This window comes from Variovorax pasteuri (genome assembly GCF_051216435.1).
GTDB lineage: Bacteria > Pseudomonadota > Gammaproteobacteria > Burkholderiales > Burkholderiaceae_C > Variovorax.
In genome coordinates, this window is sequence record NZ_JBPJZS010000003.1 from 174,628 (window position 1) to 197,578 (window position 22,951).

Below are 22,951 nucleotides of genomic sequence, written 5' to 3' on the forward strand. Positions count from 1 at the left end.
GCTGAATCCCCTGGATGGTGGCATAGGCGCGACGTTTACGGTCGGCCAGTGAGATACGCATAGATACACTCGTTGCATTTAATGAACAAGGACTTTAAGCTCCGATGAACACGAAAACTTGGATGTGCCTGATTTGTGGGTGGATCTATGACGAAGCGGTGGGTGTGCCGGAAGACGGCATCGCGGCAGGCACGGCCTGGGCTGATGTTCCGATGAACTGGACCTGTCCTGAGTGCGGTGCGCGCAAGGAAGACTTCGAAATGGTTGAAATCTGAAAGCATGGCATAGATAGAGCTACGCGGTCTGCGTCGATGTTCGGCGCGGCGGGCTTCCAAGTCTCATGAGCAGGAGCGTTTGCAATGGGCCCGAATGGATCAGGTTACAAGGTGCTTGTCATCGATGACAGCAACACCATCCGGCGCAGTGCCGAGATTTTTCTGAAGCAGGGCGGGCACGAGGTTCTTCTCGCGGAAGACGGCTTCGACGCGCTCTCCAAGGTGAACGACCACAAGCCGCATCTGATTTTCTGCGACATCCTGATGCCGCGGCTCGACGGCTACCAGACCTGCGCCATCATCAAGCGCAACGCGCATTTCTCCAACGTCCCGGTCGTCATGCTGTCCTCGAAGGACGGTGTGTTCGACAAGGCGCGCGGCCGCATGGTCGGCTCCCAGGACTACCTGACCAAGCCCTTCACCAAAGACCAGCTGCTGCAGGCCGTGCAGCAGTTTGGCATCGTTCAACAGGAAGCGCAGTGATGCCCATTCGAAAAATCCTCGTCGTCGACGACTCCAAGACGGAACTGATGTTCCTGTCCGACCTCCTCCAGAAGAACGGCTTTGCCGTCAAGACCGCGGAAAACGCCGACGACGCCATGCGCCGCCTCGAGGAAGAGCAGCCCGACCTGATCCTCATGGACGTGGTCATGCCCGGCCAGAACGGCTTCCAGCTCACGCGCGCCATTGCCCGCGACCCGAAGTACGCGGCGATCCCGATCATCCTGTGCACGAGCAAGAACCAGGAAACCGACCGTGTCTGGGGCATGCGCCAGGGCGCACGCGACTACATCGTGAAGCCGGTCAACGCGGCCGATCTGATGTCCAAGATCAGCGCGCTGGTCTGAGCGAGAGACCTTCGAGTCCATGGCGAATCGCGATGCTCTGAGAGCCTTCCAGTCCCGGCTGGCGAGCCGCCTGCAGGCTGCTCGCACCACGGGCGTGGCCGCCACGTGGCTGGCGGTCGAGGCGGGTGAGGGCAAATTCCTCTTCCCGCTGGGACACGCCGGCGAAATCTTTCCCTGGACGCCGCCCCAGCCCGTGCCCTACACGGAGCCCTGGTTTCTCGGTGTGGCCAACCTGCGCGGCGGCCTTTACGGCGTGGTGCAGCTGTCGGCCTTCGCCGCCGGCGGCCCGCTCGCGCAGGCCCCCACCGAGGCGGCGCGCATCCAGTCGCGGCTCGTTGCATTCAACGAGCTGCTCGAAGTCAACTGCGCATTGCTGGTCGACCGACTGGCGGGGTTGCGGGGCGCGGAGGCCTTCACGGCGTCCGAACCCCCGGGCGCAGACGCACCTGCCTGGCACGGGCATCTGTACACCGACGCGGCAGGGGAGCGCTGGCAGGAAATCAACCTGCAGGCGCTTTCGCAGCAACCCCAGTTTTTGAGTATTGGTGCGTAGTGCCTCGGCACGCCGCACCCGAAACCACCTGAAGGACCGACCGTGAGCTCGATCGCCGACAAGTTCAAGAAATTACTGCCCCCCAACAACGGCAACGACAAGGCCCGCGTCGACGGCTCCGGTTCCACGCTGTCGATCGACAACGTCGATACGGTCCAGGTCCCGGACGAAAAAACCGTGCGCCTCGCCAGCAAGGGCAGTGCCTCCGCGCCCACTGACACCAGCTTCGGCGACCTCGACCTGCCGGGCGGCGGCGACGCCGCCAACGAGCCGGCCGCCGCGGCGATCGACCCCGCGCCCGACGCCTCGGGCGGCAGCGTGGGTGCCAACCCGGCGAAACAGCAGCGGATCCTGGCCATCCTGCTGGCCGTGGTCGTGCTGCTGCTGCTGCTGGTGGCAGGCTCCGCCATTCTTCGCGCGGAACGCCTCGCCCAGCAGGTGGCGGCCACCGGCCAGTCGCTGATGCAATCGCAGCGTCTCGCCAAGTCCATCTCGCAGGCCCTCGTCGGCAGCGCCTCGGCGTTCGTCGAAGTGAAGGAAAGCTCCGACGACCTGTCCCGCCGCGTGGCGGGCCTGACCAACGGCGACGACTCGCTGCGCCTCGAACGTGTGGGCAACCAGTACGACGAGGAGATGAACAAGATCAACCCTCTGGTCACCCGTGCCGACGCCAGCGCCAAGGCCGTGCTGGCCCAGCGCCAGATCCTGACCCAGGTAGGTGCCGCCTTGCGCGACATCAACCAGCAGTCGTCCACGCTGCTCGAAATGACGGAAACCGTCGCGTCGCTGAAGATGCAGCAGAACGCCACGCTGCCCGAGATCTCGGCCGCCGGCCAGCTCGTGATGCTCACGCAGCGCATCGGCAAGTCGACCAACGAGTTCTTCACGGTCGAGGGTGTGAACCCCGACGCCGTGTTCCTGCTGGGCAAGGACCTGAACACCTTCCAGGAAACCACCCGCGGCCTGCTCGACGGCAATGCGCAGCAGCGTTTCCCCGGCTCGCGCGACCCGCAGACGCGCGAACAGCTCGAATCCATCCTGAAGACCTACGAGCAGATGCGCACGCAGGCCTCGGCCATTCTGGGCAACCTGCAGGGCCTGGTGGCCGCGCGTGAAGCGCAGGCGTCGATCCTGACCGACAGCGAACCCCTGCGCAAATCGCTCGGCGACCTGCAGGACAAGCTCTCCGCCCGCACCGGCCTGGGCGCCGGCACCATCGTGCTGCTGTTCGTGCTGTCGCTGGCCGCCCTGGCACTGGCCGGCGCCATCGGTTTCGTGCAGGTGCGCGAAGGCCGCGAACGTGCCGCCGTCGCCGAACGCGAACGTCTGGCTGCCGAACAGGCCTCCGACGAAGCCGGCCGCGTGAACAACGCCAACCAGGCCGCCATTCTTCGGCTGATGAACGAACTGCAGACAGTGGCCGAAGGCGACCTGACGCAGGAAGCCACCGTGACCGAGGACATCACCGGCGCCATTGCCGACTCGGTGAACTACACGGTGGAAGAACTGCGCCTGCTGGTGGGCAACGTGCAGAACACGGCCACCCGCGTGGCGCAGACGACGTCGCAGGTGGAAAGCACCTCGACCGAACTGCTGGCCGCCTCGACCGAACAGCTGCGCGAGATTCGGGAAACCGGCCAGTCGGTGCTGACCATGGCCGAACGAATCAACGGCGTGTCCTCGCAAGCGCAAGAGTCCGCCACGGTGGCGCGCCAGTCGCTGCAGGCCGCGTCCTCGGGCCTGCAGGCCGTGCAGAACGCCATCGGCGGCATGAACTCCATCCGCGACCAGATCCAGGAAACCTCCAAGCGGATCAAGCGCCTGGGCGAGTCGTCGCAAGAGATTGGCGAAATCACCGAGCTGATCTCGGACATTACCGAACAGACCAACGTGCTGGCGCTGAACGCCGCCATCCAGGCCGCGTCCGCCGGTGAAGCCGGCCGAGGCTTCTCGGTGGTGGCGGAAGAAGTTCAGCGACTGGCCGAACGCTCCGCGGACGCCACGCGCCAGATTTCGGCGCTGGTGAAAGCCATTCAGACCGACACCCAGGATGCCGTGGGCGCCATGGAGCGCTCCACGCAGGGTGTGGTCGAAGGGGCCAAGCTGTCCGACAACGCAGGTACCGCGCTGACCGAGATTGACCGCGTGTCGCGCCGCCTGGCAGACCTGATCGAGCAGATTTCGCAATCCGCCTCCCGCGAGGCCGATTCGGCCAACGTGGTGGCAGCGAACATCCAGCACATTTTTGCGGTGACGGAACAGACCGGCGAAGGCACGCGGACCACCGCCCAGCAGGTGCGCGAGCTCTCGCAGATGGCTGAAGAACTGCGCCGCTCGGTGGCTCGTTTCAAGATTGCGTAATGAAGCTCTCCCCCAGCCTTCGCGCACTTCGTGTCGCTTCGCCAACCCCCTTCCGGGGGCAACACCAGCGGCCCGGCAAAGCCGGTTCCGCGGTGTTCCATGAAGTGGCCGCGATGGCTTTGTGCATTCGGGGCGCGCAGCAGCGCCCATTGGAAAACTGACAGCTAAAGAACGGCGAGCATCCAACGTGTCGATCCAAACCCCTGCCACGGCCCCTCTTGCCGGCACCGTGCCGGCCACCGAAGACCTCGGGCCGCTGGCCTGGGTGCTGGGAGAAATCCAGAAATCCCTTGACGGTGTGGGCAAGTCGTTGCGGCGCTTCGTGCGCGACGTGGGCGCCGCCGCCGAGCCCGAGAGCGGCCCGCTGCAGATGGCCCGCCTGCAACTGCACCAGGCCGTCGGCGCGCTGCAGATGGTGGGACACCCGTCGCCCGCGCTGGTGCTCGGCGCCATCGAGTTCGCGGTGCAGGGCTTCATTGCCGAACCGCAGCGCTGCACCGACGCCGCCGTGCTCAAGATCGAGCGCGCCGGTTTCGCCGTCACCGATTTCCTCAACGCCCTGCTGGCCGGCAAGTCCGTGTCGTCGGTGGCGCTGTTTCCCCAGTACCGCGACGTGCTGGAGCTGGTCGGCAACGAACGTGTGCACCCGGCCGACCTGTGGAGCACCGCGTGGCGCTGGGTCGAGGTCAAGCCTGCACTGACGCAGGCTGCTATCGCGTATGAGCCGTCCGTGCGCTCGCGGCTGGACCGCGAGGTGCTGCAGCTCGTCAAGACCGGCGACGTGCAGGCCGCACGGCGGCTGCATGCGCTGTGCCTGGGGCTCGGGCGCGGTGCGCTGCTGCCGCGCGTCGCGAGCTTCTGGACCCTGGCCGCCGGCTTCTTCGAAGCGCTGGCTGCCGGGCTGATCGCCCCCGATTCCTACGTGAAGCGCGCCGCCTCGCGCGTGCTGCTGCAGTACGCCACGCTCGCGCGCGGCGACAGCGTGGTGTCCGACCGCCTGGGCCAGGACCTGCTGTTCTTCTGCGCGCAGGCCGTGCCCGCCGACGGCGACGACACCGCCACGCTGCGCGCCGTGCGCAGCGCCTGGGGCATCGCCGGCGAGCCGCACATCGACTACAACGCCGAGCAGTTCGGCCGTTTCGATCCGCTGGTGCTGCAACAGGCGCGCAAGCGCATCGAGACAGCCAAGGAAATGTGGTCGGCGCTTTCGGGCGGCGACATCACCCGCACGCGCCAGGTGGCGGACACCTTCGCGCAGCTGGGCGAGTCCCTGCACAAGCTGCATCCGCCGAGCCAGCCGATGGTGCAGGCGCTGACCCACGCGGTCGAAGCGTCCCTGCGCTCGGGCCAGGCGCCGGGCACCGAACTCGCGATGGAAGTCGCCACCTCGGTGCTGTACCTGGAGGCCGCGCTCGAGGACCTCGACCCGAGCGACCCCCAGCTCACCTCCCGCACCCTGCTGCTCGCCGGGCGCATCGAACGTGTGCGCGACGGCGGCCATTCCGAGCCGCTCGAGCCGTGGATGGAAGACCTGTACCGCCGCGTGAGCGACCGCCAGACCATGGGCACCGTGGTCGACGAGCTGCGCAGCCACCTGAGCGAACTCGAGAAGTCGCTCGACCAGTACTTTCGCCGGCCGGCCGAAAAGGGCCTGCTGCGCACCGTGCCCACGCAGCTCATGCAGATGCGCGGCGTGTTCTCCGTGCTCGGCCTCGACCAGGCCGCGCTCACCGTGCAGCGCATGCGCGACGACGTCGAGGCGATGCTCGTCAGCGCCTCGCCGGCCGAGGAAATGGCCGGTTTCGACGCGCTGGGCAACAACCTGGGCGCGCTGGGTTTCCTGATCGACATGCTGGGCTACCAGCCCGCACTGGCCAAGCGCCTGTTCGTGTTCGACGCCGAAGCCGGCGAACTCAAGCCGCTCATGGGCCGCCAGTCCACCGACAGCACGGCTGCCGACAGCGCCGCACCTAGCCAGCCCCCGGCCGCCGCCGCCGTGCTCAGCATCGAGGAAGTCGACGCCCAGATCGCGTCGAAGCTCGCCGCGCTGGCCACGCCCAACCGCAAGGCGAAGGTCTCTCCGATCGAAGAGTTCAGCAACAAGGCCGACAGCTGGACGAACAAGATATCCGGCCCGTCGGCGCTGCCCGACACCGAAGTCACCGAGCTCGAAGAAGACGACCTGCAGAACATCTTCCTGGACGAAGCCCGCGAAGTGGTGGAAGCCGGGCTGGCCGCCATTGCCGAGCTGGCCAGCTACCCGGACGACACCGAAGAACTCACGATCCTGCGGCGCGCATTCCACACGCTCAAGGGCAGCTCGCGCATGGTCGGCCTCACCGACTTCGGCGACGCCGCCTGGTCGCTCGAACAGGTGGTCAACACCTGGCTGGCCGACCAGCGCGCCGCCACGCCGGAACTGCTGTCGGGCACCGAAAGAACGCTGAAGGACTTCAGCCAGTGGGTCGAAGCCATCGCCTCGGGGCAAGCCCACGGCTGGCAGGCCGCGCAATTCAGCCGCGTGGCCAACGCGCTGCTGGCCGGCGAGCCCGTGCCACCGCCGGTGCGCCTGGCCGATGCGGATGCCCTGGCGGTCGCCGCGCGCCATATCGCAGCGGAAACGCCGGCGCCTGCGCCTGCGGCCTCGTTGCCGCCGCTGCCCACCTTGCCGGACCTGCCCGATCTGTCGCTGACCGACGACGTGCCTGCGCCCGCCCCGGTTGCCGCACCGGCCGCACCGGCCGCGCCCGAGTCGTTCGAGACCTTCGCTTGGCAGGAGCCCGAGAAGTCCGCCGCGCTTGAAGCCGACGACGACTTCGCCTCGACCGACTTCCAGGATTTCGATTCGAAGCAGACCACCGAACCGGCTCCGCTGCTCAGCCTGCCGAGCGGCGACGAGTTCGATTTCCTGGCCCCCGCCAGGAAGCCCGCGCGCCCTGAGCCCGTGGCCTTCCAGCCCGTGCCGGAACCTGAGCCCATCGACGCGGCCCCCGAAGTCATCGAAGCGACCCTCCCGACCGAGGCGGCCTTGCCCGACTTCGACTGGGAGCCCGAGCCGCTGCCCGTGCAGGCCGCCGAGCCCGAAGTCATCGAAGCCGCGCAGCCACCGGTCGACGAGCCCGTGCAAGCGCCTGTCGAAGCGATCGATGAAGCGCCTGTAGAAGAAACGCCCGAGCCATTGCTGGCCATTGCGCCGGAACCGGAACCCGAACCGGAGCCGGTACCTGAAGCCGTGTTCGAACAGGAACCCGAGCCGGAGCCCGCGCCAGCGGTCGCCGAAGTGGTCGTGCCCATCTTCGAGGCGCCCCCGGCGCCCGTCGAGGCGCAGATCCTCGTCGCCGAAGAAGCGCCCGAACCGGTCGTTGCGGCCGCCCCCGTCGAGCCTGCCGAGCCGGTCACGGAAGAAATCGCCGTGGTAGCCAGCGCCGAAGACCAGGTCAAGGTCATCGGCCCGCTGCGCATCGGCATCGCGCTCTACAACGTCTACCTCAACGAGGCCGACGAATGGTCGCGCCAGCTGGCGAACGACGTGGGCGAGTGGGCGCTGGAATCGCACGAACGCCTGCCCGACTCGACCGTGGCGCTTGCCCATTCGCTGGCCGGCAGTTCGGCCACCGTGGGCTTCCACAGCCTGTCGGGCATGGCCCGCCTGCTCGAAGCCGCGCTGCAGCACCTGCAGATGCAAGGCAGCGGCACGCGTGAACAGGGCCTGGTGCTGGTCGCCGCCGCCGACGAACTGCGTCGCCTGCTGCACCAGTTCGCGGTCGGCTTCCTGCGCGATCCGGCCGAAGGCACCTTGCAGGCGCTGCGCGACATCGCGGCCTCGCCGATGCCCACCGAAATCGCCATGCGCGCCGACGTCCGGCCGCCGCAACAGGTGGTGGTGCACGACAGCGTGGCCGACGTGGCGCTGGACGATTCCGAAGACGCCATCGACCTGGCCGACGCGGTCGACATCGACCTGTTCCCGATCTTCGAGGAAGAGGCCGCCGATCTGCTGCCGCAACTGGGCGAGGCCCTGCGCCAGTGGGCGCACCACCCCGACGACAGCGCACCGCGCGCATCGGTGCTGCGCACGCTGCACACGCTCAAGGGCAGTGCGCGCCTGGCCGGCGCCATGCGCCTTGGCGAGCGTGCGCACCGCATGGAGTCCGAGATCGAAGTCCTGGGTTCCCAGGGCGCCGAACGCGCCGACATCGAAAAACTGCTCGCGCGCCTCGACGCCCTGCAGGCCACTTTCGACGCGCTGCGCGCGGCGGACGACGCCACGCAGGTCGAGCTGGCGCAGATCGTCGCCTCGGCAACCGCTTCCGTGCCGGCCGCCCAGCTGGTGCAGGTGGCGCATGACGCGTCGGTGCCGGCCAACGACGAAACCGCCGAGCCGCTGAGCGGCGACGCGGACGAAGCCGCCGGCATCGATGCCGCCGCCCCGGCCATGCTGCAGCCGCGTCCCGCGCCGGCCATGCTGCAGCCGCTGCGCACCGCGACCGGCCAGGCCGTGCGCATCCGCACCCAGCTGCTCGACCGCCTGGTCGCGCAGACCGGCGAGGTCATCATCACGCGTTCGCGCCTGGAGGCCGAACTGGGCCAGCTGCGCGGTTCGCTCGCCGACCTCACGGGCAACCTGGACCGCCTGCGCCAGCAGCTGCGCGACATCGAAGTGCAGGCCGAAAGCCAGATGCAGTCCCGCCTGGCGCAAGCCAAGGACTCGCAACAGAGCTTCGACCCGCTGGAGTTCGACCGCTTCACCCGCGTGCAGGAGCTCACGCGCATGATGGCCGAGTCGGTGAACGACGTGGCCACCGTGCAGCGCACGCTGCAAAAGACGGTGCAGGCCACGGAAGACGACCTCAGCGTGCAGGCGCGCCAGACGCGCGAACTGCAGCGCGGCCTGCTGCGCACCCGCATGGTGGAGTTCGAGGGCATTTCCGACCGCCTGTACCGCGTGGTGCGCCAAGCTTCCAAGGACACCGGCAAGCAGGTGCGCCTGGACATCGTCGGCGGCTCCATCGAGATGGACCGCGGCGTGCTGGAACGCATGACGCCCGCCTTCGAGCACCTGCTGCGCAACTGCGTGGCGCACGGCATCGAGAGCGCGCAGGCACGCGAGCAGGCCGGCAAGGACGCCAGCGGCCTGATCGTCATCGAGCTGCACCATGAAGGCAACGACGTCTCGGTGAGCTTTCGCGACGACGGCGCCGGCCTCGACCACCAACGCATCGCCGAGCGTGCCCGCACGCTGGGCCTGCTGGGCCACGACCAGGACCTGTCGCCCGAAGAAGCCACCGAGCTGATCTTCAAGCCCGGCTTCTCGACCGCCGGCCAGGTGTCCGAACTTGCTGGCCGCGGCATCGGCATGGACGTGGTGCGCTCGCAGATCGCGGCGATCGGCGGACGCATCGAAACGCACAGCGCCGCCGGCCAGGGCACTACCTTCAAGCTGGTGCTGCCGCTCACCACCGCCGTGACGCACGTGGTGATGCTGCGCGCGGGCGAGGTGTCGATCGGCGTGCCGTCGAACCTGGTGGAGCTGGTGCAGCGCGTGAGCGCCACCGACCTCCAGTCGGCCTACGAGCAGAACAGCCATCCCTTCGGCAGCGAACAGGTGCCGTTCTACTGGGCCGGCGCGCTGCTGCAGCACTCCACCCGCAGCGAACAGGTGGCCAGCAGGAGCAACACGCTGGTCGTGGTGCGAAGCGCGGCGCAGCGCGTGGCGCTGCACGTGGACGAAGTGCTGGGCAACCAGGAAGTCGTGGTGAAGAACCTCGGCCCGCAACTCGCTCGCTTGCCCGGCCTGGCCGGCATCTCGGTGCTGGCGTCGGGCGCGGTGGCGCTGATCTACAACCCGGTGGCGCTGGCCGCGGTGCACGGCGAGTTGGCCCGCGAGCGCCAGGCCGCCGCGCTCGCGGTGCCGGCCCATGCCACGGCCGAGGGCGATGCTCCGCAAACGCCGGTGGCCCTGGCCCCGGTGGTGCCGCAGGTTCCGCTGGTGCTGGTGGTGGACGACTCCATCACCGTGCGCCGCGTCACGCAGCGCCTGCTGCAGCGCGAAGGCTATCGCGTGTCGCTCGCGGCCGACGGCCTGCAGGCGCTCGAGCGCCTGCAGCAGGAGCGCCCGGCGGTGGTGCTGTCGGACATCGAGATGCCGCGCATGGACGGCTTCGACCTGGCCCGCAACATCCGCGCCGACGCGGCCCTGGCCGAGCTGCCGATCATCATGATCACCTCGCGCATCGCCGAGAAGCACCGCGACTACGCGCGCACGCTGGGCGTGAACCACTACCTGGGCAAGCCGTACTCGGAAGAGGAACTGCTGCGCCTGGTGCGTGCGTACACGAGCGAACCGGCCCTGGCCGCCGCAGCCTGACGCTGGCCGTTCGGCACTGACCAGACAAAAGGGGCCGCGAGGCCCCTTTGTCATTGCTGCTGCGATTGCGTCCGCGCACTGCGTCTGCGCGCTACTTCCGCGCTACTTCTGCACGGCTTTGGCCCGTGCCACCCCGTAGCGCTGCAGCGTCTTCTCTCGCGCCTCGGCGTGGTCCACCACAGGGGTCGGGTACGTGTCGCCCAGCTTGATGCCCGCCGCTGCCAGCTCCACCGGCGAGGCCGTCCACGGCGAATGGATGGCCGCGTTCGACAGCCCCGCCAGCTGCGGGAGGTAGCGGCGGATGAACTTGCCCTCGGGGTCGAAGCGCTCGCTTTGCGTCACCGGATTGAAGATGCGGAAGTAGGGCTGCGCGTCGCAGCCGCTGGAGCTGGCCCATTGCCAGCCGCCGTTGTTGGAGGCCAGCTCGAAGTCGTTCAGGTGCGTGGCGAAGTAGGCCTCGCCGCGTCGCCAGTCCAGCCCCAGGTCCTTGCACAGGAAGCTTGCCACCACCATGCGCAGGCGGTTGTGCATGTAGCCGCTCTGGTTGATCTGCAGCATCGCCGCGTCCACCAGCGGGTAGCCGGTGCGGCCCTGGCACCAGGCCTCGAACAGCTGGTCGGCGTGCTTGCCGTGGTGCCACTGGATCTTGTCGTACTCGGGCCGGAAGCTCTTCGACTCGCCGTTGGCGTGCACGTGCGGGAAGTGCGCCAGGATCTGGAAGTAGAAGTCGCGCCAGATCAGCTCGCTCAGCCACGTCGCCGCCCCCGCGTTGCCCTGCAGCGAGAGCTGGTGCGCCACGCTGGCCAGCTGTCGGATCGACACCGTGCCGAAGCGCAGGTGCACGCCCATGTAGCTGGGCCCGCGCACCGCCGGAAAGTTGCGCGCGTCGTCGTAGCGGTCGATGCGCTCGAAAAAATCTTCGAACAGCGCGCCCGCACCCTGGGTGCCGGTGGGAATCTCCAGCGCCGAGAGGTTGGTCTTCTCGAAGCCGATCTCGCGCAGCGTCGGCACCGGCTCGCCGTAGGCCTGGGGCGAGGGCACCAGCGCATCGGCGTGGCTGCGCACCGGGTACGGCTTGAGGAAGAAGGAGTCCACCTTGGCCAGCCAGGCCCGCTTGTACGGCGTGAACACCGTGTACGGCTGGCCGGTCTTGGTCATGACCTCGTCGCGGTCGAAGACGGTGGCGTCCTTGTAGGTGTGGAAGGTGACGCCGGCATTGGCCAGCGCGCCGAACACCTTGGCGTCGCGCTCCAGCGCCTCGGGCTCGTCGTCGCGGTTGGCGAACACGGCCTGCACGTCGAGTTCGCGCGCCAGGGCCGGAATTTCGTGTGCCGCCGTGGCGTGCCGCACGATCAGTCCGCCGCCGAGCGCGCGCAGCTCGGCTTCGAGCGCCACCAGCGATTCGCGGATGAACTCGACCCGCCGGTCGGCGCTGGGCAGCAGGTCCAGGATCGCCTTGTCGAAGACGAAAACGCACACCACCTGGCGGCAGGCGCGAAGGGCGCGGTAGAGGGCGGCGTTGTCGTCCACGCGAAGGTCGCGGCGGAACCACATGAGCCCTTTGGGATAGGTCTTGTCGACGGCCAGTAAAATCGGAGGCATATGGCTGCCGATTCTGCCCCGATGAACCTCACGCATCACTTTTTGATAGCGATGCCCGGGATGGAAGACAAAACTTTCAACCGCAGCGTCGTGTACCTCTGCGAACACAGCGAGCGCGGCGCGCTCGGCCTGGTGATCAACAAACCCAGCGACATCAACCTCAAGGTGCTGTTCGAAAAAATCGAGCTGCACCTGTCCCGCCCCGAACTGGGCGAGGCCCTCGTCTTCCAGGGCGGCCCGGTGCAGACCGAGCGCGGCTTCGTGCTGCACGAGCCGGTCTTCTCGCAGGCCGAGAAGCCCGAGGAATCGGTCTACGCCTCGACCATGACCATCCCCGGCGGGCTCGAAATGACCACCTCCAAGGACGTGCTGGAGGCCCTGGCCACCGGCGCCGGCCCGCGCAAGGTGCTGGTTTCGCTGGGCTACGCCGCCTGGGGCGAGGGCCAGCTGGAGTCCGAACTGGCCGAGAACAGCTGGCTCACCGTGGGCGCCGACCCGGCCGTGATCTTCGACACGCCGGTCGAGCAGCGCTACGACAGGGCGCTGCTGCTGCTGGGCCTGGAGGCCTGGAAGCTCTCGCCCGACGCGGGGCACGCGTGAGCGCCGTGGTCATGCCTGACGTTCCCGAATCCCTTCCCGTCGCCTCCGCCGTTCCCGCCCCCGCCGTCGTTCCCGCCCATTTCCAGTCCTTCCTGGCCTTCGACTTCGGCCTGAAGCGCACCGGCGTGGCCAGCGGCAACCGGCTGCTGCAAACCGCCACCCCGCAGACCACCATCAAGGCCGAGGGCGATGCCCGCTTTGCGCACGTCGAGGCGCGCATCAAGGAATGGCAGCCCGACGCACTGGTGATCGGCGTGCCTTACCACCCCGACGGCGCCCCGCACGAGAACACCCGCCGCGCGCAGAAGTTCGCGCGCCAGTTGCGCGGGCGTTTCAATCTCCAGGTGTTCGAGGTCGACGAGCGCTACAGCACCACCGAGGCCCTGTCCTCCGGTGCGCGCGACGCCGACGCGGCTTCGGCCTGCATCATCCTGGAGCAATTCTTGAGGAGTCTCCAAGGATGAAGCTCTCCCCCAGGCTTCGCGCACTTCGTGTCGCTTCTCCTTCCCCCTCACCGGGGGCCCGGCAAAGCCGGTTCCACGGTGTTCCCGGAATTTTCCTTTTCCCCTGCCTTGTCCTGGAGCAATCATGGTGAGTCCTGTCGTGCCCGACGCGGAGTTGTTGTATCTCGATCTTCTGGCCGGCGTGAAGACGCTGATGCGCCCCGAGACCAAGCTGGTGGGCATCACCTCCGGCGGTGCCTGGCTGGTCGAGCGCATGCAGAAGGACCTGGGCCTGCCCGGCGCGCCCGGCGTCATTTCCTCGGCCATGCACCGCGACGACTTCGCGCGCCGCGGCCTCTCGGCCAGCGCGCAGACCGCGCTGCCCTTCGACGTGAACGGGACCGACGTGCTGCTGCTCGACGACGTGCTCTACACCGGGCGCACCATCCGCGCGGTGCTCAACGAGCTGTTCGACTTCGGCCGCCCGGCCTGCGTGCGCCTGGCGGTGCTGGTGGACCGCGGCGGTCGCGAACTGCCCGTGGCCGCGGACTTTGCCGCCACCACGCTCACGCTGCCCGACACGCAACTGCTCGCTCTTGCACGCGCCGAAGACGGCGCCTTCAGCCTCAAGGTGGAGGAAAACAACTGATGCTCTACAAGCGAAACCCGCAGCTCAACAAGCATGGCGAGCTGATCCACCTGCTGTCGATCGAGGGCCTGCCCAAGGACATCGTCACGCACATCCTGGACACCGCCGCCAACTTCACCAGCGTGAGCGACCGCGAGGTGAAGAAGGTGCCGCTCTTGCGCGGCAAGAGCGTGTTCAACCTGTTCTTCGAGAACAGCACGCGCACCCGCACCACCTTCGAGATCGCGGCCAAGCGCCTGAGCGCCGACGTCATCAACCTCGACATCGCGCGCTCCTCGGCCACCAAGGGCGAGTCGCTGCTGGACACCATCGCCAACCTGAGCGCCATGGCCGCCGACCTGTTCGTGGTGCGCCACAGCGAGTCGGGCGCGCCCTACCTGATCGCGCAGCACGTGGCACCCCACGTGCACGTGGTGAACGCCGGCGACGGCCGCCACGCGCACCCCACGCAGGGGCTGCTCGACATGTACACGATCCGCCACTACAAGAAGGACTTCTCGAACCTCACGGTGGCCATCGTCGGCGACGTGCTGCATTCGCGCGTGGCGCGTTCCGACATCCATGCCCTCACCACGCTGGGCTGCGCCGAAGTGCGCGTGGTCGGCCCCAAGACGCTGGTGCCCACCGACATGGCCGGCATGGGCGTGCGCGTGTGCCACACGCTCGAAGAGGGCATCAAGGACTGCGACGTCGTCATCATGCTGCGCCTGCAGAACGAGCGCATGAGCGGCGCGCTGCTGCCGTCGTCCCAGGAGTTCTTCAAGACCTTCGGCCTCACGCCGGAGAAGCTGCAACTGGCCAAGCCCGACGCCATCGTGATGCACCCAGGCCCCATCAACCGCGGCGTGGAGATCGACTCCGCCGTGGTCGACGGCAAGCAGAGCGTGATCCTTCCGCAGGTCACCTTCGGCATCGCCGTGCGGATGGCGGTAATGAGCATCGTGGCAGGCAACGAAGCATAGACATGTTGCTCGCCCCCAGTCTTCGCGCACTTCGTGTCGCTTCGCCCACCTCCTGCCGGGGGCAACACCAGTGGCCCGGCGAAGCCGGTTCCACGGTGTTTCCCTAAAAGGCCCTGACTGCCACCGGAAGAACAGACGCATGAACATCCAAATCATCAACGGCCGCGTCGTCGACCCCGCATCGGGCATCGACAGCCAGGCCGACATCGCCCTGGCCGACGGAAAGATCGTCGGCATCGGCAACACGCCGGCCGGCTTCAAGGCCGATCGCACCATCGATGCCACGGGCTGCATCGTCGCTCCCGGCCTGGTCGACCTGGCCGCGCGCCTGCGCGAACCCGGCTACGAACACGAAGGCATGCTCGAAAGCGAAATGGCCGCGGCCATTGCCGGCGGCGTCACCAGCCTTGTCTGCCCGCCCGACACCGACCCCGTGCTCGACGAGCCCGGCCTGGTCGAGATGCTCAAGTTCCGCGCCGAGAAGCTGCAGGGCGCGCGCCTGTTCCCACTGGGCGCGCTCACGCGCAACCTGGCCGGCGGTGTGCTCACCGAGATGGCCGAACTCACCGAGGCCGGCTGCATCGGCTTCAGCCAGGCCGACGTGCCGCTGGCCGACACGCAGGTGCTGCAGCGCGCGCTGTCGTACGCCAGCACCTTCGGCTACACCGTGTGGCTGCGCCCGCAGGACCGCGACCTCGGCAAGGGCGTCGCGGCCAGCGGGCCGCTGGCCACGCGGCTGGGCCTGGGCGGCGTGCCGGTATCGGCGGAAACCATTGCCATCTTCACCATCGTCGAGCTCATGAAGAGCACCGGCGCGCGCGTGCACCTGTGCCGCATTTCCAGCGCCCGCGGCGTGGCGCTGGTGCGCGAAGCCAAGGCGCAGGGCCTGCCGCTCACCTGCGACGTCAGCATCAACTCGCTGCACCTCGTGGACACCGACATCGGCTACTTCGACAGCCGTGCGCGCCTGAACCCGCCGCTGCGCCAGCAGGGCGACCGCGACGCGCTTTCGGCCGGCCTGGCCGACGGCACCATCGACGCGCTGGTGTCCGACCACACGCCCGTCGAGGCCGACGCCAAGACCCTGCCGTTCGCCGAAGCGGAGCCGGGCGCGACCGGGCTCGAACTGCTGCTGCCGCTGGCGCTGCAGTGGGGCGAGCGCAGCGGCGCCGGGGTGGCGCGCGCCATCGAGGTCATCACCTCGGCGCCGGCGCGTTTGCTCGCCGCGGCCGACGCGGGCACCGGCATCGGCCGCCTGGCCGAAGGCGGCGTGGCCGACCTGTGCATCTTCGACCCCGCGCTCGAATGGCAAGTGCAGCCCGACGCGCTCAAGAGCCAGGGCAAGCACACGCCGTTCGCCGGCTACCCGCTGCAGGGCCGCGCGCGCCACACGCTGGTGGCCGGGCGCGTGGTGCACGGCTAGACACGCACCCACCCTCCACCTCACCGACACGCAGGCACGACGCCCCATGGTCCATTCACTGAAAGCCTGCTGGCGCCTGTTGCATGCGGTGGCGCATGCACTGGCCGGGTGGTGGACCATCCGCTTCACCTTTCCAAGCCTGCCGCAGCAGGAGCGCAATGCGCGCGTGCAGGCGTGGTCGAAGCGCATGCTCGAGATCATGGGCATCACGCTCAAGGTGCAGGGCACGCCGCCGCCCGAGGGGCCGGTGCTGCTCATCTGCAACCACCTGTCGTGGCTCGACATCACCTGCATCCATGCGGCGCGCCATGTGCGCTTCGTGTCGAAGTCCGACGTCAAGGGCTGGCCGCTGATCGGCACGCTCTCCACCGGCTCGGGCACGCTCTACATCGAGCGCGAACGCCGCCGCGACGCGCTGCGCGTGGTGCACCACATGACCGAGGCGCTGCGCAACGGCGACCTGATCGGCGTGTTCCCCGAAGGCACCACCAGCGACGGGCGCGGCCTGCTGCCGTTCCACGCCAACCTGCTGCAGGCGGCCATTTCGTCCGGCGCGCCCGTGCTCCCTGCCGCGCTGCGCTTCGCCGATGCCTCCACCGGCGAGACCAGCCAGGCCCCGCGCTACATTGACGACGACAGCCTGGCCGGCTCGCTGTGGAACACGCTGCGCGCGCCGCCGCTGCTGGCCATCGTGCGCTTCGGCGAACCGCAGGACTCGCACGGCCGCGAGCGCCGCGTGTGGGCGCAGTCGCTGCATGAAGACGTGCAGCAGCTGCGCCGCGAAACGCACTGACCCTCGTCAGGACAAAAAAAGCGCCTCCGAAGAGGCGCTGAACGACGCCGAAGCGCCGTGAGGAGGAACCGCAATTGCAGTTCGAGCAAAACCGGGAGGGTCAGAGGATGCCGAAGATCTTCAGGCCGATGATCACGATCAACGGTACGCCGCACAGCCAAAGAATGATGCTTTTCATGATCGAGGTCTCCTGAAGTAGTGAGCCTTCAGGTTCGCCCCGCCCGGGGCGGGCGCGTGCGGGATAAAGCAAAACACGCGCGTGAGCGTGTGCCTACATTGCTGTGCGCTCAGGCCTGCTCGCCTGTGGGCACGAAGCCCAGGCGGCGCGAGATTTCCAGGGCGCAGGCCTTCAGCGGCGCCGCCACGCGGCCTTCCCATTCGCGGTCGAACGTGGCCTCCGGCCCCATGGCCGTGATGCCCAGCACCAGGTTGTTGGTCGAGTCGAACACCGGCGCGCAGAAGGCGTCGATGCCCGGAATCGGCTGGCCCAGCGTGCGCGACATGCCGTGCAGGCGCGTTTCGACCAGCAGCGCCTCGATCTCCGCGCGCGACAGCTCGGTGGTGGCGCCGCGCCCGTCCGCCGGGCGGGCGCGCGCCAGGTCGTCGAGCATCATTTTTTCCACCACCTTCGGCGGCAGGTACGCCGCGAACAAACGCCCCGTGGCCGTGTAGGCCAGGGACATCACGGTGCCCGTGCGCAGGTTCACGTGCAGCGGGTGGATGGGTTCTTCCAGCCGCACCACGGTCGGGCCGAAGTTGCCCCACACGGCCACCGCAATGCTTTGTTCGGTTTCGGAGGCGAGCGCCTCGATGAGCGGCGAGGCCTCCTTGATCGGGTCGAGCCGCTGCAGCTTGGCAAGCCCCAGTTGCAGGGCCAGCGGGCCCAGCTCGTAGCGCCCGGCGCTGTCCTGAACGACGAAGCCGACCTTCAGGAAGCTGACCAGGTACGGGTGCGCCTTGCCGACCGGAACGCCTGCCGACTTGCCCAGGTCGCGCAGCGCCATGGGCGCCACGTGCCGCCCGAGGGCGACCAGGAGCTGGGTTCCGATTTCGATCGACTGAATGCCACGTCTTGGCTTTTCCATGGGGCGCCCGGCGTGGGGAATGAGGGTGGGGGCGAGTATAGCCATCAGGGTTTCTACTGATATTGTCACAGCCAATCGACGATGACTGATCGTCTGATAGTAACTAAACGGCTTGACCATATCAATGTCGCTGCCTAAACTCCGCCGCAACTTAAGACGTACACAACAGAGGCAAGACAGGCAGATGGAACAGAACACTTTTGAATGCGATGTGCTGGTGGTCGGCAGCGGCGCGTCGGGCATGTCCACCGCCATCACGGCGGCGTCGCAGGGGTTGAAGGTGCTGGTGGTCGACAAGGAGCCGCGCTTCGGCGGCACCACCGCGCGTTCGGGCGGCTGGCTGTGGATTCCGGGCACACGCCTGGCCACGGAGCAGGGCATTCATGAACCCGAGGGCGCCGCGCTCGCCTACATGCAGCACGAGACCACCACGCACTTCGACGCGGCACGCGTCGGCGCCTTCCTCGACATGGGCCCCAAGGCCATCGACTTCTTCACGCGCAACACCTGCGTGCAGTTCGACATGCCGCCCGTGTTCCCCGATTACCACGCCGAAGCGCCCGGCGGCCAGCAGGGCGGCCGCTCGATGGTCACGCGCCCGTTCGACGGCCGCGAGCTCGGCGCGCGCGTCAAGCAGCTCGCGCCGCCGCTGCCCGAACTCACGGTGTTCGGAATGATGTTGGGCTCGGGCCCCGAGATCAAACACTTCATGCGGGCCTTCAAGTCGCCCACCTCGTTCTGGTACGTCACCAAGCGGCTCACCCGCCACTTCCTCGACGTGCTGGGCCACGGCCGCGGCATGACGCTCACCAACGGCAACGCGCTGGCCGGCCGGCTGGCCAAGGCCGCCATGGACCTGGACATTCCCGTGTGGCTTTCCTCGCCCGTGAAGAAGCTCGTGGTCGAGTACGACGGCGTCTCGGGCGCGGTGGTGGAGCACGAAGGCAAGACGATGCGCATCGTGGCCAGGCGCGGCGTGGTGCTGGCCTGCGGCGGCTTTCCGTTCGACGTGGAGCGCCGCAAGCAGCTGTTCCCGCATGCGCCCACGGGCAAGGAGCACTACTCGCCATCGCCTTCCACCAACACCGGCGACGGCCTGCGCCTGGCCGAGGCCGTGGGCGGCCGCGTCGACGGCACCATTCCGCACGCCGCCGCGTGGGTGCCGGCATCGGTCACCACGCGGCCCGACGGCACCCAGGGCGTGATGCCCCACTTCATCGACCGCGCCAAGCCCGGCGTGATCGCGGTCACGCCCAAGGGCAAGCGCTTTGCCAACGAAGGCAACTCGTACCACGACTTCGTGCAATCGATGGTCAAGGCCTGTGAACGCGACGGCGAGCCCGAAGTCACGGCCTGGCTGCTGTGCGACCACAAGGCGCTGCGCAACTACGGGCTGGGCTGCGTCGCGCCGGCACCGCTGCCCATCGGGCGCCATCTGAAGAGCGGCTACCTCAAGCGCGGCGCGAGCATCGGCGAGCTGGCGAAGGAAATCGGCATTGCCCCCGCCACGCTCGAAGCCACCGTGCAGGAGTTCAACAAGGCGGCCGCCACCGGCGACGACCCGCTCTTCGGCAAGGGCAGCAAGGCCTACAACCGCTACCAGGGCGATGCCAACGTCACGCCCAACCCCTGCGTGGCGCCGCTGGACAACGGCCCGTACTACGCCATCAGGCTGGTGGTCGGCGACATCGGCACCTTCGCCGGCCTGGTGACCGACGAGAAGACCCGCGTGCTCGACGCCGACCGCCAGCCCATCAAGGGCTTGTACGCGGTGGGCAACGACGCGGCCAGCGTCATGGGCGGCAACTACCCCGGTGCGGGCATCACGCTCGGCCCGGCGCTGACCTTCGGCTACGTGGCGGGCCTGCAGCTCGCGCAGGCCGAAGCCCTGGCCACCGTGCAGCTCCAGGTCGAACAGCGCGAAGCCGTGCCGCTCGCCCGCAAGGCCTGACGCCTTTCCGTTCCCACCCCTCAGATACAGGAGCCACCGATGGCCTTTCCCGCAAATGTCGCCCCCCGCCTGCTCGAAGGTCGCCTCGCCTTCATCACCGGTGCCGGCCAGGGCAACGGCCGCGCGCTCGCGCTGGGCCTGGCGCAGGCCGGCGCCCGCGTGGTCGTCACCGACATGAACGACGCCACCGTGCGCGAGACCGCGCAGCTGGTGCGCAACGAAGGCGGCGAGGCCTGGTCCTTCGTGCTCGACGTCACCGCGCCCGAGGCCTGCCATGCGCTCGCCGAGCGCGTGGGCAAGGAGATCGGCAACGTCGACCTGCTGGTGAACAACGCCGGCATCATCATTCGCGAGAACACCAGCAGCCCGAACGCCGCGGCCAACTGGAAGAAGACCATCGACGTGAACGTGCACGGCACCTTCAACACCACGCTGGCCTTCATTCCGGTGCTCAAGCAGACCAAGGGTTCGATCGTCAACATCGCCTCCATCGCCGCCTACGCGGGGCAGGCCGCCAGCCTGGGCTACGCGCCGTCGAAGGGCGCTATCAAGATGCTGACGCAGTCGCTCGCGCAAGAGCTCGCCCCGGCCGGCGTGCGCGTGAATGCGCTGGCCCCCGGCGTCATCGAAACGCCCATGACCGCCGCCACGCGCGAGAACCCGGCACGCCTCGAATCGTTCATGACGCGCATTCCCATGGGCCGCGTCGGCCAGACCGAAGACCTCGTGGGCCCGGTGATCTTCCTGGCCAGCGACATGTCGCGCTACGTCACCGGCATCGTGCTGCCGGTGGACGGCGGCTTCCTCGCCGTCTGAGCGCCGCCCTCTCTTTCGCTTTCGCTTCCGCTTCCTCGTCCGTCAACCTCAGGAGACAAAAAATGAAAACCATCCGTCTGTACAAGACCCTGCTCGCAGCCGCTGCATTCGCCGCCTTCACCGCCGGTGCCGCGGCGCAGGACATCAAGGTCGGCTACAACGGCGACCTGTCCGCCTCGCCCTCGGCGCAGAGCGGCCAGGCCGCGGTGCTGGGCATGGAAGCGGCCATCGCCGACATCAACGCCGCCGGCGGCGTGCTCGGCAAGAAGCTGGCGCTGGTCACGCGCGACGACGTGTCGGCCCCGCCCAAGTCGATCCAGAACATGAGCGACCTGATCGACAACGAGAAGGTGGTGGCGGTGTTCGGCCCCACCAACTCGGGCAACGCCATGGCGTGGAAGCACATCGCCAACCAGAAGAAGATTCCCGTGCTGGGCAACGTGGGCTCGGGCACCGACATCACCAAGCCCATGAGCCCGGGCGCCGACAACTACATGTTCCGCGTGTCCATGGTCGACCGCGAGCAGGTCGCCGCGCTCATGGCCTACGTGAAGAAGAACAGCGCCGGCTCCAAGGTGGTCGGCCTCATGGCCGAGACCACCGGCTACGGCCAGGGCGGCCTGAAGGACATGGAGGAAATCGCCAAGCTGCAGGACATCAGGATCGCGGCCACCGAGCGCTTCGGCGTTGGCGACACCGACATGACCTCGCAGCTCAGCAAGATGAAGGCCGCCAACGTCGACACCGTGGTGGTGTGGGCCCAGGGCACGCCCATCGCGCAGCTGGTGCGCAGCATGGAGAAGATCAACTACTTCCCGCTCACGCTCACCTCCTGGGCGGCAGACAACATCACCTTCTACGACGCGGCCGGCAAGGCGCTGGCCGAGAAGCCGATCTTCATGCGCACCGTGAGCGAAACCCGCACGCCCGCGCAGCAGAAGCTGTTCGACCGCATCGGCAGCAAGCTGAAGGCCCCGGGCTCGTTCTCGTTCGCGCTGCACGGCTATGACTCGATGCAGCTCCTCGCGCAGGCGATGAAGCAGGCCAACAGCACCGAAGGCTCGGCCGTGCGCGTGGCGCTCGAAGACCTGAAGACCCCCGTGCAAGGCGTGCTCAAGACCTACGACAAGCCCTTCAGCAAGACCAACCACGAAGCCCTGACCGCGAAGGACCTGGTGTGGATCCGCTGGAAGGACGGCAAGCTGATGCCCTACACCGACGCGCTGATCGGCGGCCTCAACGCCGCCGACTTCAAGCAGTAAGCCCCGGCCAAGAAGACGCTAGAAGAGACAAAGACCATGGTTGTAGCGCTCCTGCAGGCGCTCATCAGCGGGCTCGCCGTCGGCGGTGCCTATGCGCTGGTGGCGCTCGGATTCAGCATCACGTTCACGACGACCAAGACGCTGAACTTTTCGCACGGCGAGTTCGTCTCGGCCGGCGCGTTCATCGGCATGAGCGCACTGTTCCTGGTGCTGGGCAAGCCCTTCGACTCCACCACCTTCGGCGACGCTGTGCCCGGCGCGGGCGCACAGCTGTTCGCGCTGGTGGCGGCGCTGGGCGTGATGGGCTTTCTGGGCTGGCTGCTCTATGTGCTGGGCGTGCGCCCCTTCGCGGGCCGCCCCGGCATGGCCTGGGTCATGAGCACGCTGGGCTTCGGGGTGATCCTGCAAAGCGTGGGCCTGGCCATCTGGGGGCCCAAGCCCGTGGTGGTGCCCGCGCCCGTGGGCGACGCCGTGATCCGCATGTTCGGCGTGGGCGTGCGCCCGCAGGAGCTGCTCACGCTGGGCGTGGCCGTGGTCGTGATGTTCGGCTTCGACCGCGTCATGAACCGCACCATGGTCGGCAAGGCCATGCGCGCGGTCGCGCAGAACGGCAACGTCGCCAGCCTCATGGGCATCAACACCAACGCCATGATGATCGGCGCCTTCGTCGTCAGTTCGGCGCTGGCGGGGCTGTCGGGCTTTCTGCTCGCGCCCATCGCGCAGGCCTCGCTCTTCATGGGGCTGACCGTGGGGCTCAAGGGCTTCTCGGGCGCAATGATCGGGGGCCTGAGCAATCCGCGCGGCTGCGTCATCGGCGGCTTCCTGCTCGGCGTGCTGGAGTCGATGGTCAACCTCTGGCAGGCGCAGTGGCGCGAGGTGGCGGTGTTCGCGCTGGTCATTCTGGTGCTGGCCTTCCGTCCCACGGGCCTGTTCGGCCGCTCGACGGTGGAGAAGGTATGAG

19 protein-coding genes are annotated in these 22,951 nt (G+C 68.0%); 16 read left to right on the forward strand and 3 right to left on the reverse strand.

Annotation, left to right across the window (positions count from 1 at the left end):
* The first annotated feature begins 104 nt into the window (after positions 1-104).
* From ACSFBM_RS14335 to ACSFBM_RS14360, 6 genes are all read left to right on the forward strand, one after another.
* Positions 105-275: a rubredoxin gene (locus ACSFBM_RS14335; protein ID WP_007838397.1), complete on the forward strand. Its 171-nt coding sequence runs from the start codon at positions 105-107 to the stop codon at positions 273-275.
* 84 nt (positions 276-359) lie between these two features.
* Positions 360-758, forward strand: a complete 399-nt coding sequence (locus tag ACSFBM_RS14340) for a response regulator (RefSeq protein ID WP_081271091.1) — start codon at positions 360-362, stop codon at positions 756-758.
* Positions 758-1,123 carry a response regulator gene (locus ACSFBM_RS14345; protein ID WP_435436872.1) on the forward strand — a complete coding sequence of 122 codons (366 nt, stop codon included), beginning with the start codon at positions 758-760 and terminating at the stop codon, positions 1,121-1,123. Before ACSFBM_RS14340 ends, ACSFBM_RS14345 begins: the two co-directional genes overlap by 1 nt.
* 19 nt (positions 1,124-1,142) lie before the next feature.
* Positions 1,143-1,676 carry a chemotaxis protein CheW gene (locus ACSFBM_RS14350; protein ID WP_435484940.1) on the forward strand — a complete coding sequence of 178 codons (534 nt, stop codon included), beginning with the start codon at positions 1,143-1,145 and terminating at the stop codon, positions 1,674-1,676.
* Positions 1,677-1,718: 42 nt separating this feature from the next.
* Positions 1,719-4,037: a methyl-accepting chemotaxis protein gene (locus ACSFBM_RS14355; protein ID WP_435484941.1), complete on the forward strand. Its 2,319-nt coding sequence runs from the start codon at positions 1,719-1,721 to the stop codon at positions 4,035-4,037.
* A 187-nt stretch (positions 4,038-4,224) separates the two neighbouring features.
* Positions 4,225-10,404 carry a hybrid sensor histidine kinase/response regulator gene (locus ACSFBM_RS14360; RefSeq protein WP_435484942.1) on the forward strand — a complete coding sequence of 2,060 codons (6,180 nt, stop codon included), beginning with the start codon at positions 4,225-4,227 and terminating at the stop codon, positions 10,402-10,404.
* 102 nt (positions 10,405-10,506) lie between these two features.
* On the opposite strand, the gene ACSFBM_RS14365 is transcribed toward ACSFBM_RS14360, so the two are convergent.
* Positions 10,507-12,006, reverse strand: coding sequence for a cryptochrome/photolyase family protein (locus ACSFBM_RS14365; protein WP_435484943.1), 1,500 nt, complete (start codon positions 12,004-12,006; stop codon positions 10,507-10,509).
* Between ACSFBM_RS14365 and ACSFBM_RS14370 the strand changes: the two genes are divergently transcribed.
* The 6 genes from ACSFBM_RS14370 (at position 12,007) to ACSFBM_RS14395 (ending at position 16,876) form a co-directional block, all read left to right on the forward strand.
* The gene (locus tag ACSFBM_RS14370) at positions 12,007-12,606 is read left to right on the forward strand and encodes a YqgE/AlgH family protein (protein ID WP_435484944.1); all 600 of its coding nucleotides are present in this window, start codon (positions 12,007-12,009) and stop codon (positions 12,604-12,606) included.
* A gap of 11 nt (positions 12,607-12,617) precedes the next feature.
* Entirely contained in the window at positions 12,618-13,070 is a 453-nt protein-coding gene (gene ruvX, locus ACSFBM_RS14375) for a Holliday junction resolvase RuvX (RefSeq protein WP_435484945.1), read from the forward strand.
* A gap of 124 nt (positions 13,071-13,194) precedes the next feature.
* Positions 13,195-13,698: a bifunctional pyr operon transcriptional regulator/uracil phosphoribosyltransferase PyrR gene (gene pyrR, locus ACSFBM_RS14380; RefSeq protein WP_435436879.1), complete on the forward strand. Its 504-nt coding sequence runs from the start codon at positions 13,195-13,197 to the stop codon at positions 13,696-13,698.
* Positions 13,698-14,660, forward strand: a complete 963-nt coding sequence (locus ACSFBM_RS14385; protein ID WP_435436880.1) for an aspartate carbamoyltransferase catalytic subunit — start codon at positions 13,698-13,700, stop codon at positions 14,658-14,660. The genes pyrR and ACSFBM_RS14385 overlap by 1 nt, the downstream gene beginning before the upstream one ends.
* A gap of 139 nt (positions 14,661-14,799) precedes the next feature.
* Positions 14,800-16,083: a dihydroorotase gene (locus ACSFBM_RS14390; RefSeq protein ID WP_435484946.1), complete on the forward strand. Its 1,284-nt coding sequence runs from the start codon at positions 14,800-14,802 to the stop codon at positions 16,081-16,083.
* Between the two features lie 46 nt (positions 16,084-16,129).
* Positions 16,130-16,876, forward strand: a complete 747-nt coding sequence (locus tag ACSFBM_RS14395) for a lysophospholipid acyltransferase family protein (protein ID WP_435484947.1) — start codon at positions 16,130-16,132, stop codon at positions 16,874-16,876.
* A gap of 100 nt (positions 16,877-16,976) precedes the next feature.
* On the opposite strand, the gene ACSFBM_RS14400 is transcribed toward ACSFBM_RS14395, so the two are convergent.
* Both ACSFBM_RS14400 and ACSFBM_RS14405 read right to left on the reverse strand, forming a co-directional pair.
* Entirely contained in the window at positions 16,977-17,126 is a 150-nt protein-coding gene (locus tag ACSFBM_RS14400; RefSeq protein WP_435484948.1) for a hypothetical protein, read from the reverse strand.
* 37 nt (positions 17,127-17,163) lie between these two features.
* Complete coding sequence (locus ACSFBM_RS14405) at positions 17,164-17,961, reverse strand: IclR family transcriptional regulator (protein ID WP_435437281.1); 798 nt, start codon at positions 17,959-17,961, stop codon at positions 17,164-17,166.
* Positions 17,962-18,145: 184 nt separating this feature from the next.
* Here ACSFBM_RS14405 and ACSFBM_RS14410 point away from each other — a divergent pair, with 184 nt between their 5' ends.
* From ACSFBM_RS14410 to ACSFBM_RS14425, 4 genes are all read left to right on the forward strand, one after another.
* Positions 18,146-19,912: an FAD-dependent oxidoreductase gene (locus ACSFBM_RS14410; RefSeq protein ID WP_435484949.1), complete on the forward strand. Its 1,767-nt coding sequence runs from the start codon at positions 18,146-18,148 to the stop codon at positions 19,910-19,912.
* Between the two features lie 39 nt (positions 19,913-19,951).
* On the forward strand, positions 19,952-20,728 hold the full coding sequence (locus ACSFBM_RS14415; RefSeq protein ID WP_435484950.1) for an SDR family NAD(P)-dependent oxidoreductase: 777 nt from the start codon (positions 19,952-19,954) through the stop codon (positions 20,726-20,728).
* A 62-nt stretch (positions 20,729-20,790) separates the two neighbouring features.
* Positions 20,791-21,990 (forward strand): ABC transporter substrate-binding protein, encoded by a 1,200-nt coding sequence (locus ACSFBM_RS14420; RefSeq protein ID WP_435484951.1) that lies wholly within the window; start codon positions 20,791-20,793, stop codon positions 21,988-21,990.
* Positions 21,991-22,026: 36 nt separating this feature from the next.
* A complete protein-coding gene (locus tag ACSFBM_RS14425) occupies positions 22,027-22,950 on the forward strand; it encodes a branched-chain amino acid ABC transporter permease (RefSeq protein WP_435436886.1) in 924 nt (307 codons plus the stop codon).
* Position 22,951 lies beyond the last annotated feature (1 nt).

What these genes read in the sequence shown, in the direction of transcription:
- ACSFBM_RS14335 (WP_007838397.1), top strand. Translation starts at nt 105, where the DNA reads ATGAACACGAAAACTTGGATGTGCCTGATTTGTGGGTGGATCTATGAC.
- ACSFBM_RS14340 (WP_081271091.1), top strand. Translation starts at nt 360, where the DNA reads ATGGGCCCGAATGGATCAGGTTACAAGGTGCTTGTCATCGATGACAGC.
- ACSFBM_RS14345 (WP_435436872.1), top strand. Translation starts at nt 758, where the DNA reads ATGCCCATTCGAAAAATCCTCGTCGTCGACGACTCCAAGACGGAACTG.
- ACSFBM_RS14350 (WP_435484940.1), top strand. Translation starts at nt 1,143, where the DNA reads ATGGCGAATCGCGATGCTCTGAGAGCCTTCCAGTCCCGGCTGGCGAGC.
- ACSFBM_RS14365 (WP_435484943.1), bottom strand. Translation starts at nt 12,006, where the DNA reads ATGCCTCCGATTTTACTGGCCGTCGACAAGACCTATCCCAAAGGGCTC.
- ACSFBM_RS14370 (WP_435484944.1), top strand. Translation starts at nt 12,007, where the DNA reads ATGGCTGCCGATTCTGCCCCGATGAACCTCACGCATCACTTTTTGATA.
- ruvX (WP_435484945.1), top strand. Translation starts at nt 12,618, where the DNA reads ATGCCTGACGTTCCCGAATCCCTTCCCGTCGCCTCCGCCGTTCCCGCC.
- pyrR (WP_435436879.1), top strand. Translation starts at nt 13,195, where the DNA reads ATGGTGAGTCCTGTCGTGCCCGACGCGGAGTTGTTGTATCTCGATCTT.
- ACSFBM_RS14385 (WP_435436880.1), top strand. Translation starts at nt 13,698, where the DNA reads ATGCTCTACAAGCGAAACCCGCAGCTCAACAAGCATGGCGAGCTGATC.
- ACSFBM_RS14390 (WP_435484946.1), top strand. Translation starts at nt 14,800, where the DNA reads ATGAACATCCAAATCATCAACGGCCGCGTCGTCGACCCCGCATCGGGC.
- ACSFBM_RS14395 (WP_435484947.1), top strand. Translation starts at nt 16,130, where the DNA reads ATGGTCCATTCACTGAAAGCCTGCTGGCGCCTGTTGCATGCGGTGGCG.
- ACSFBM_RS14405 (WP_435437281.1), bottom strand. Translation starts at nt 17,961, where the DNA reads ATGGAAAAGCCAAGACGTGGCATTCAGTCGATCGAAATCGGAACCCAG.
- ACSFBM_RS14410 (WP_435484949.1), top strand. Translation starts at nt 18,146, where the DNA reads ATGGAACAGAACACTTTTGAATGCGATGTGCTGGTGGTCGGCAGCGGC.
- ACSFBM_RS14415 (WP_435484950.1), top strand. Translation starts at nt 19,952, where the DNA reads ATGGCCTTTCCCGCAAATGTCGCCCCCCGCCTGCTCGAAGGTCGCCTC.
- ACSFBM_RS14420 (WP_435484951.1), top strand. Translation starts at nt 20,791, where the DNA reads ATGAAAACCATCCGTCTGTACAAGACCCTGCTCGCAGCCGCTGCATTC.
- ACSFBM_RS14425 (WP_435436886.1), top strand. Translation starts at nt 22,027, where the DNA reads ATGGTTGTAGCGCTCCTGCAGGCGCTCATCAGCGGGCTCGCCGTCGGC.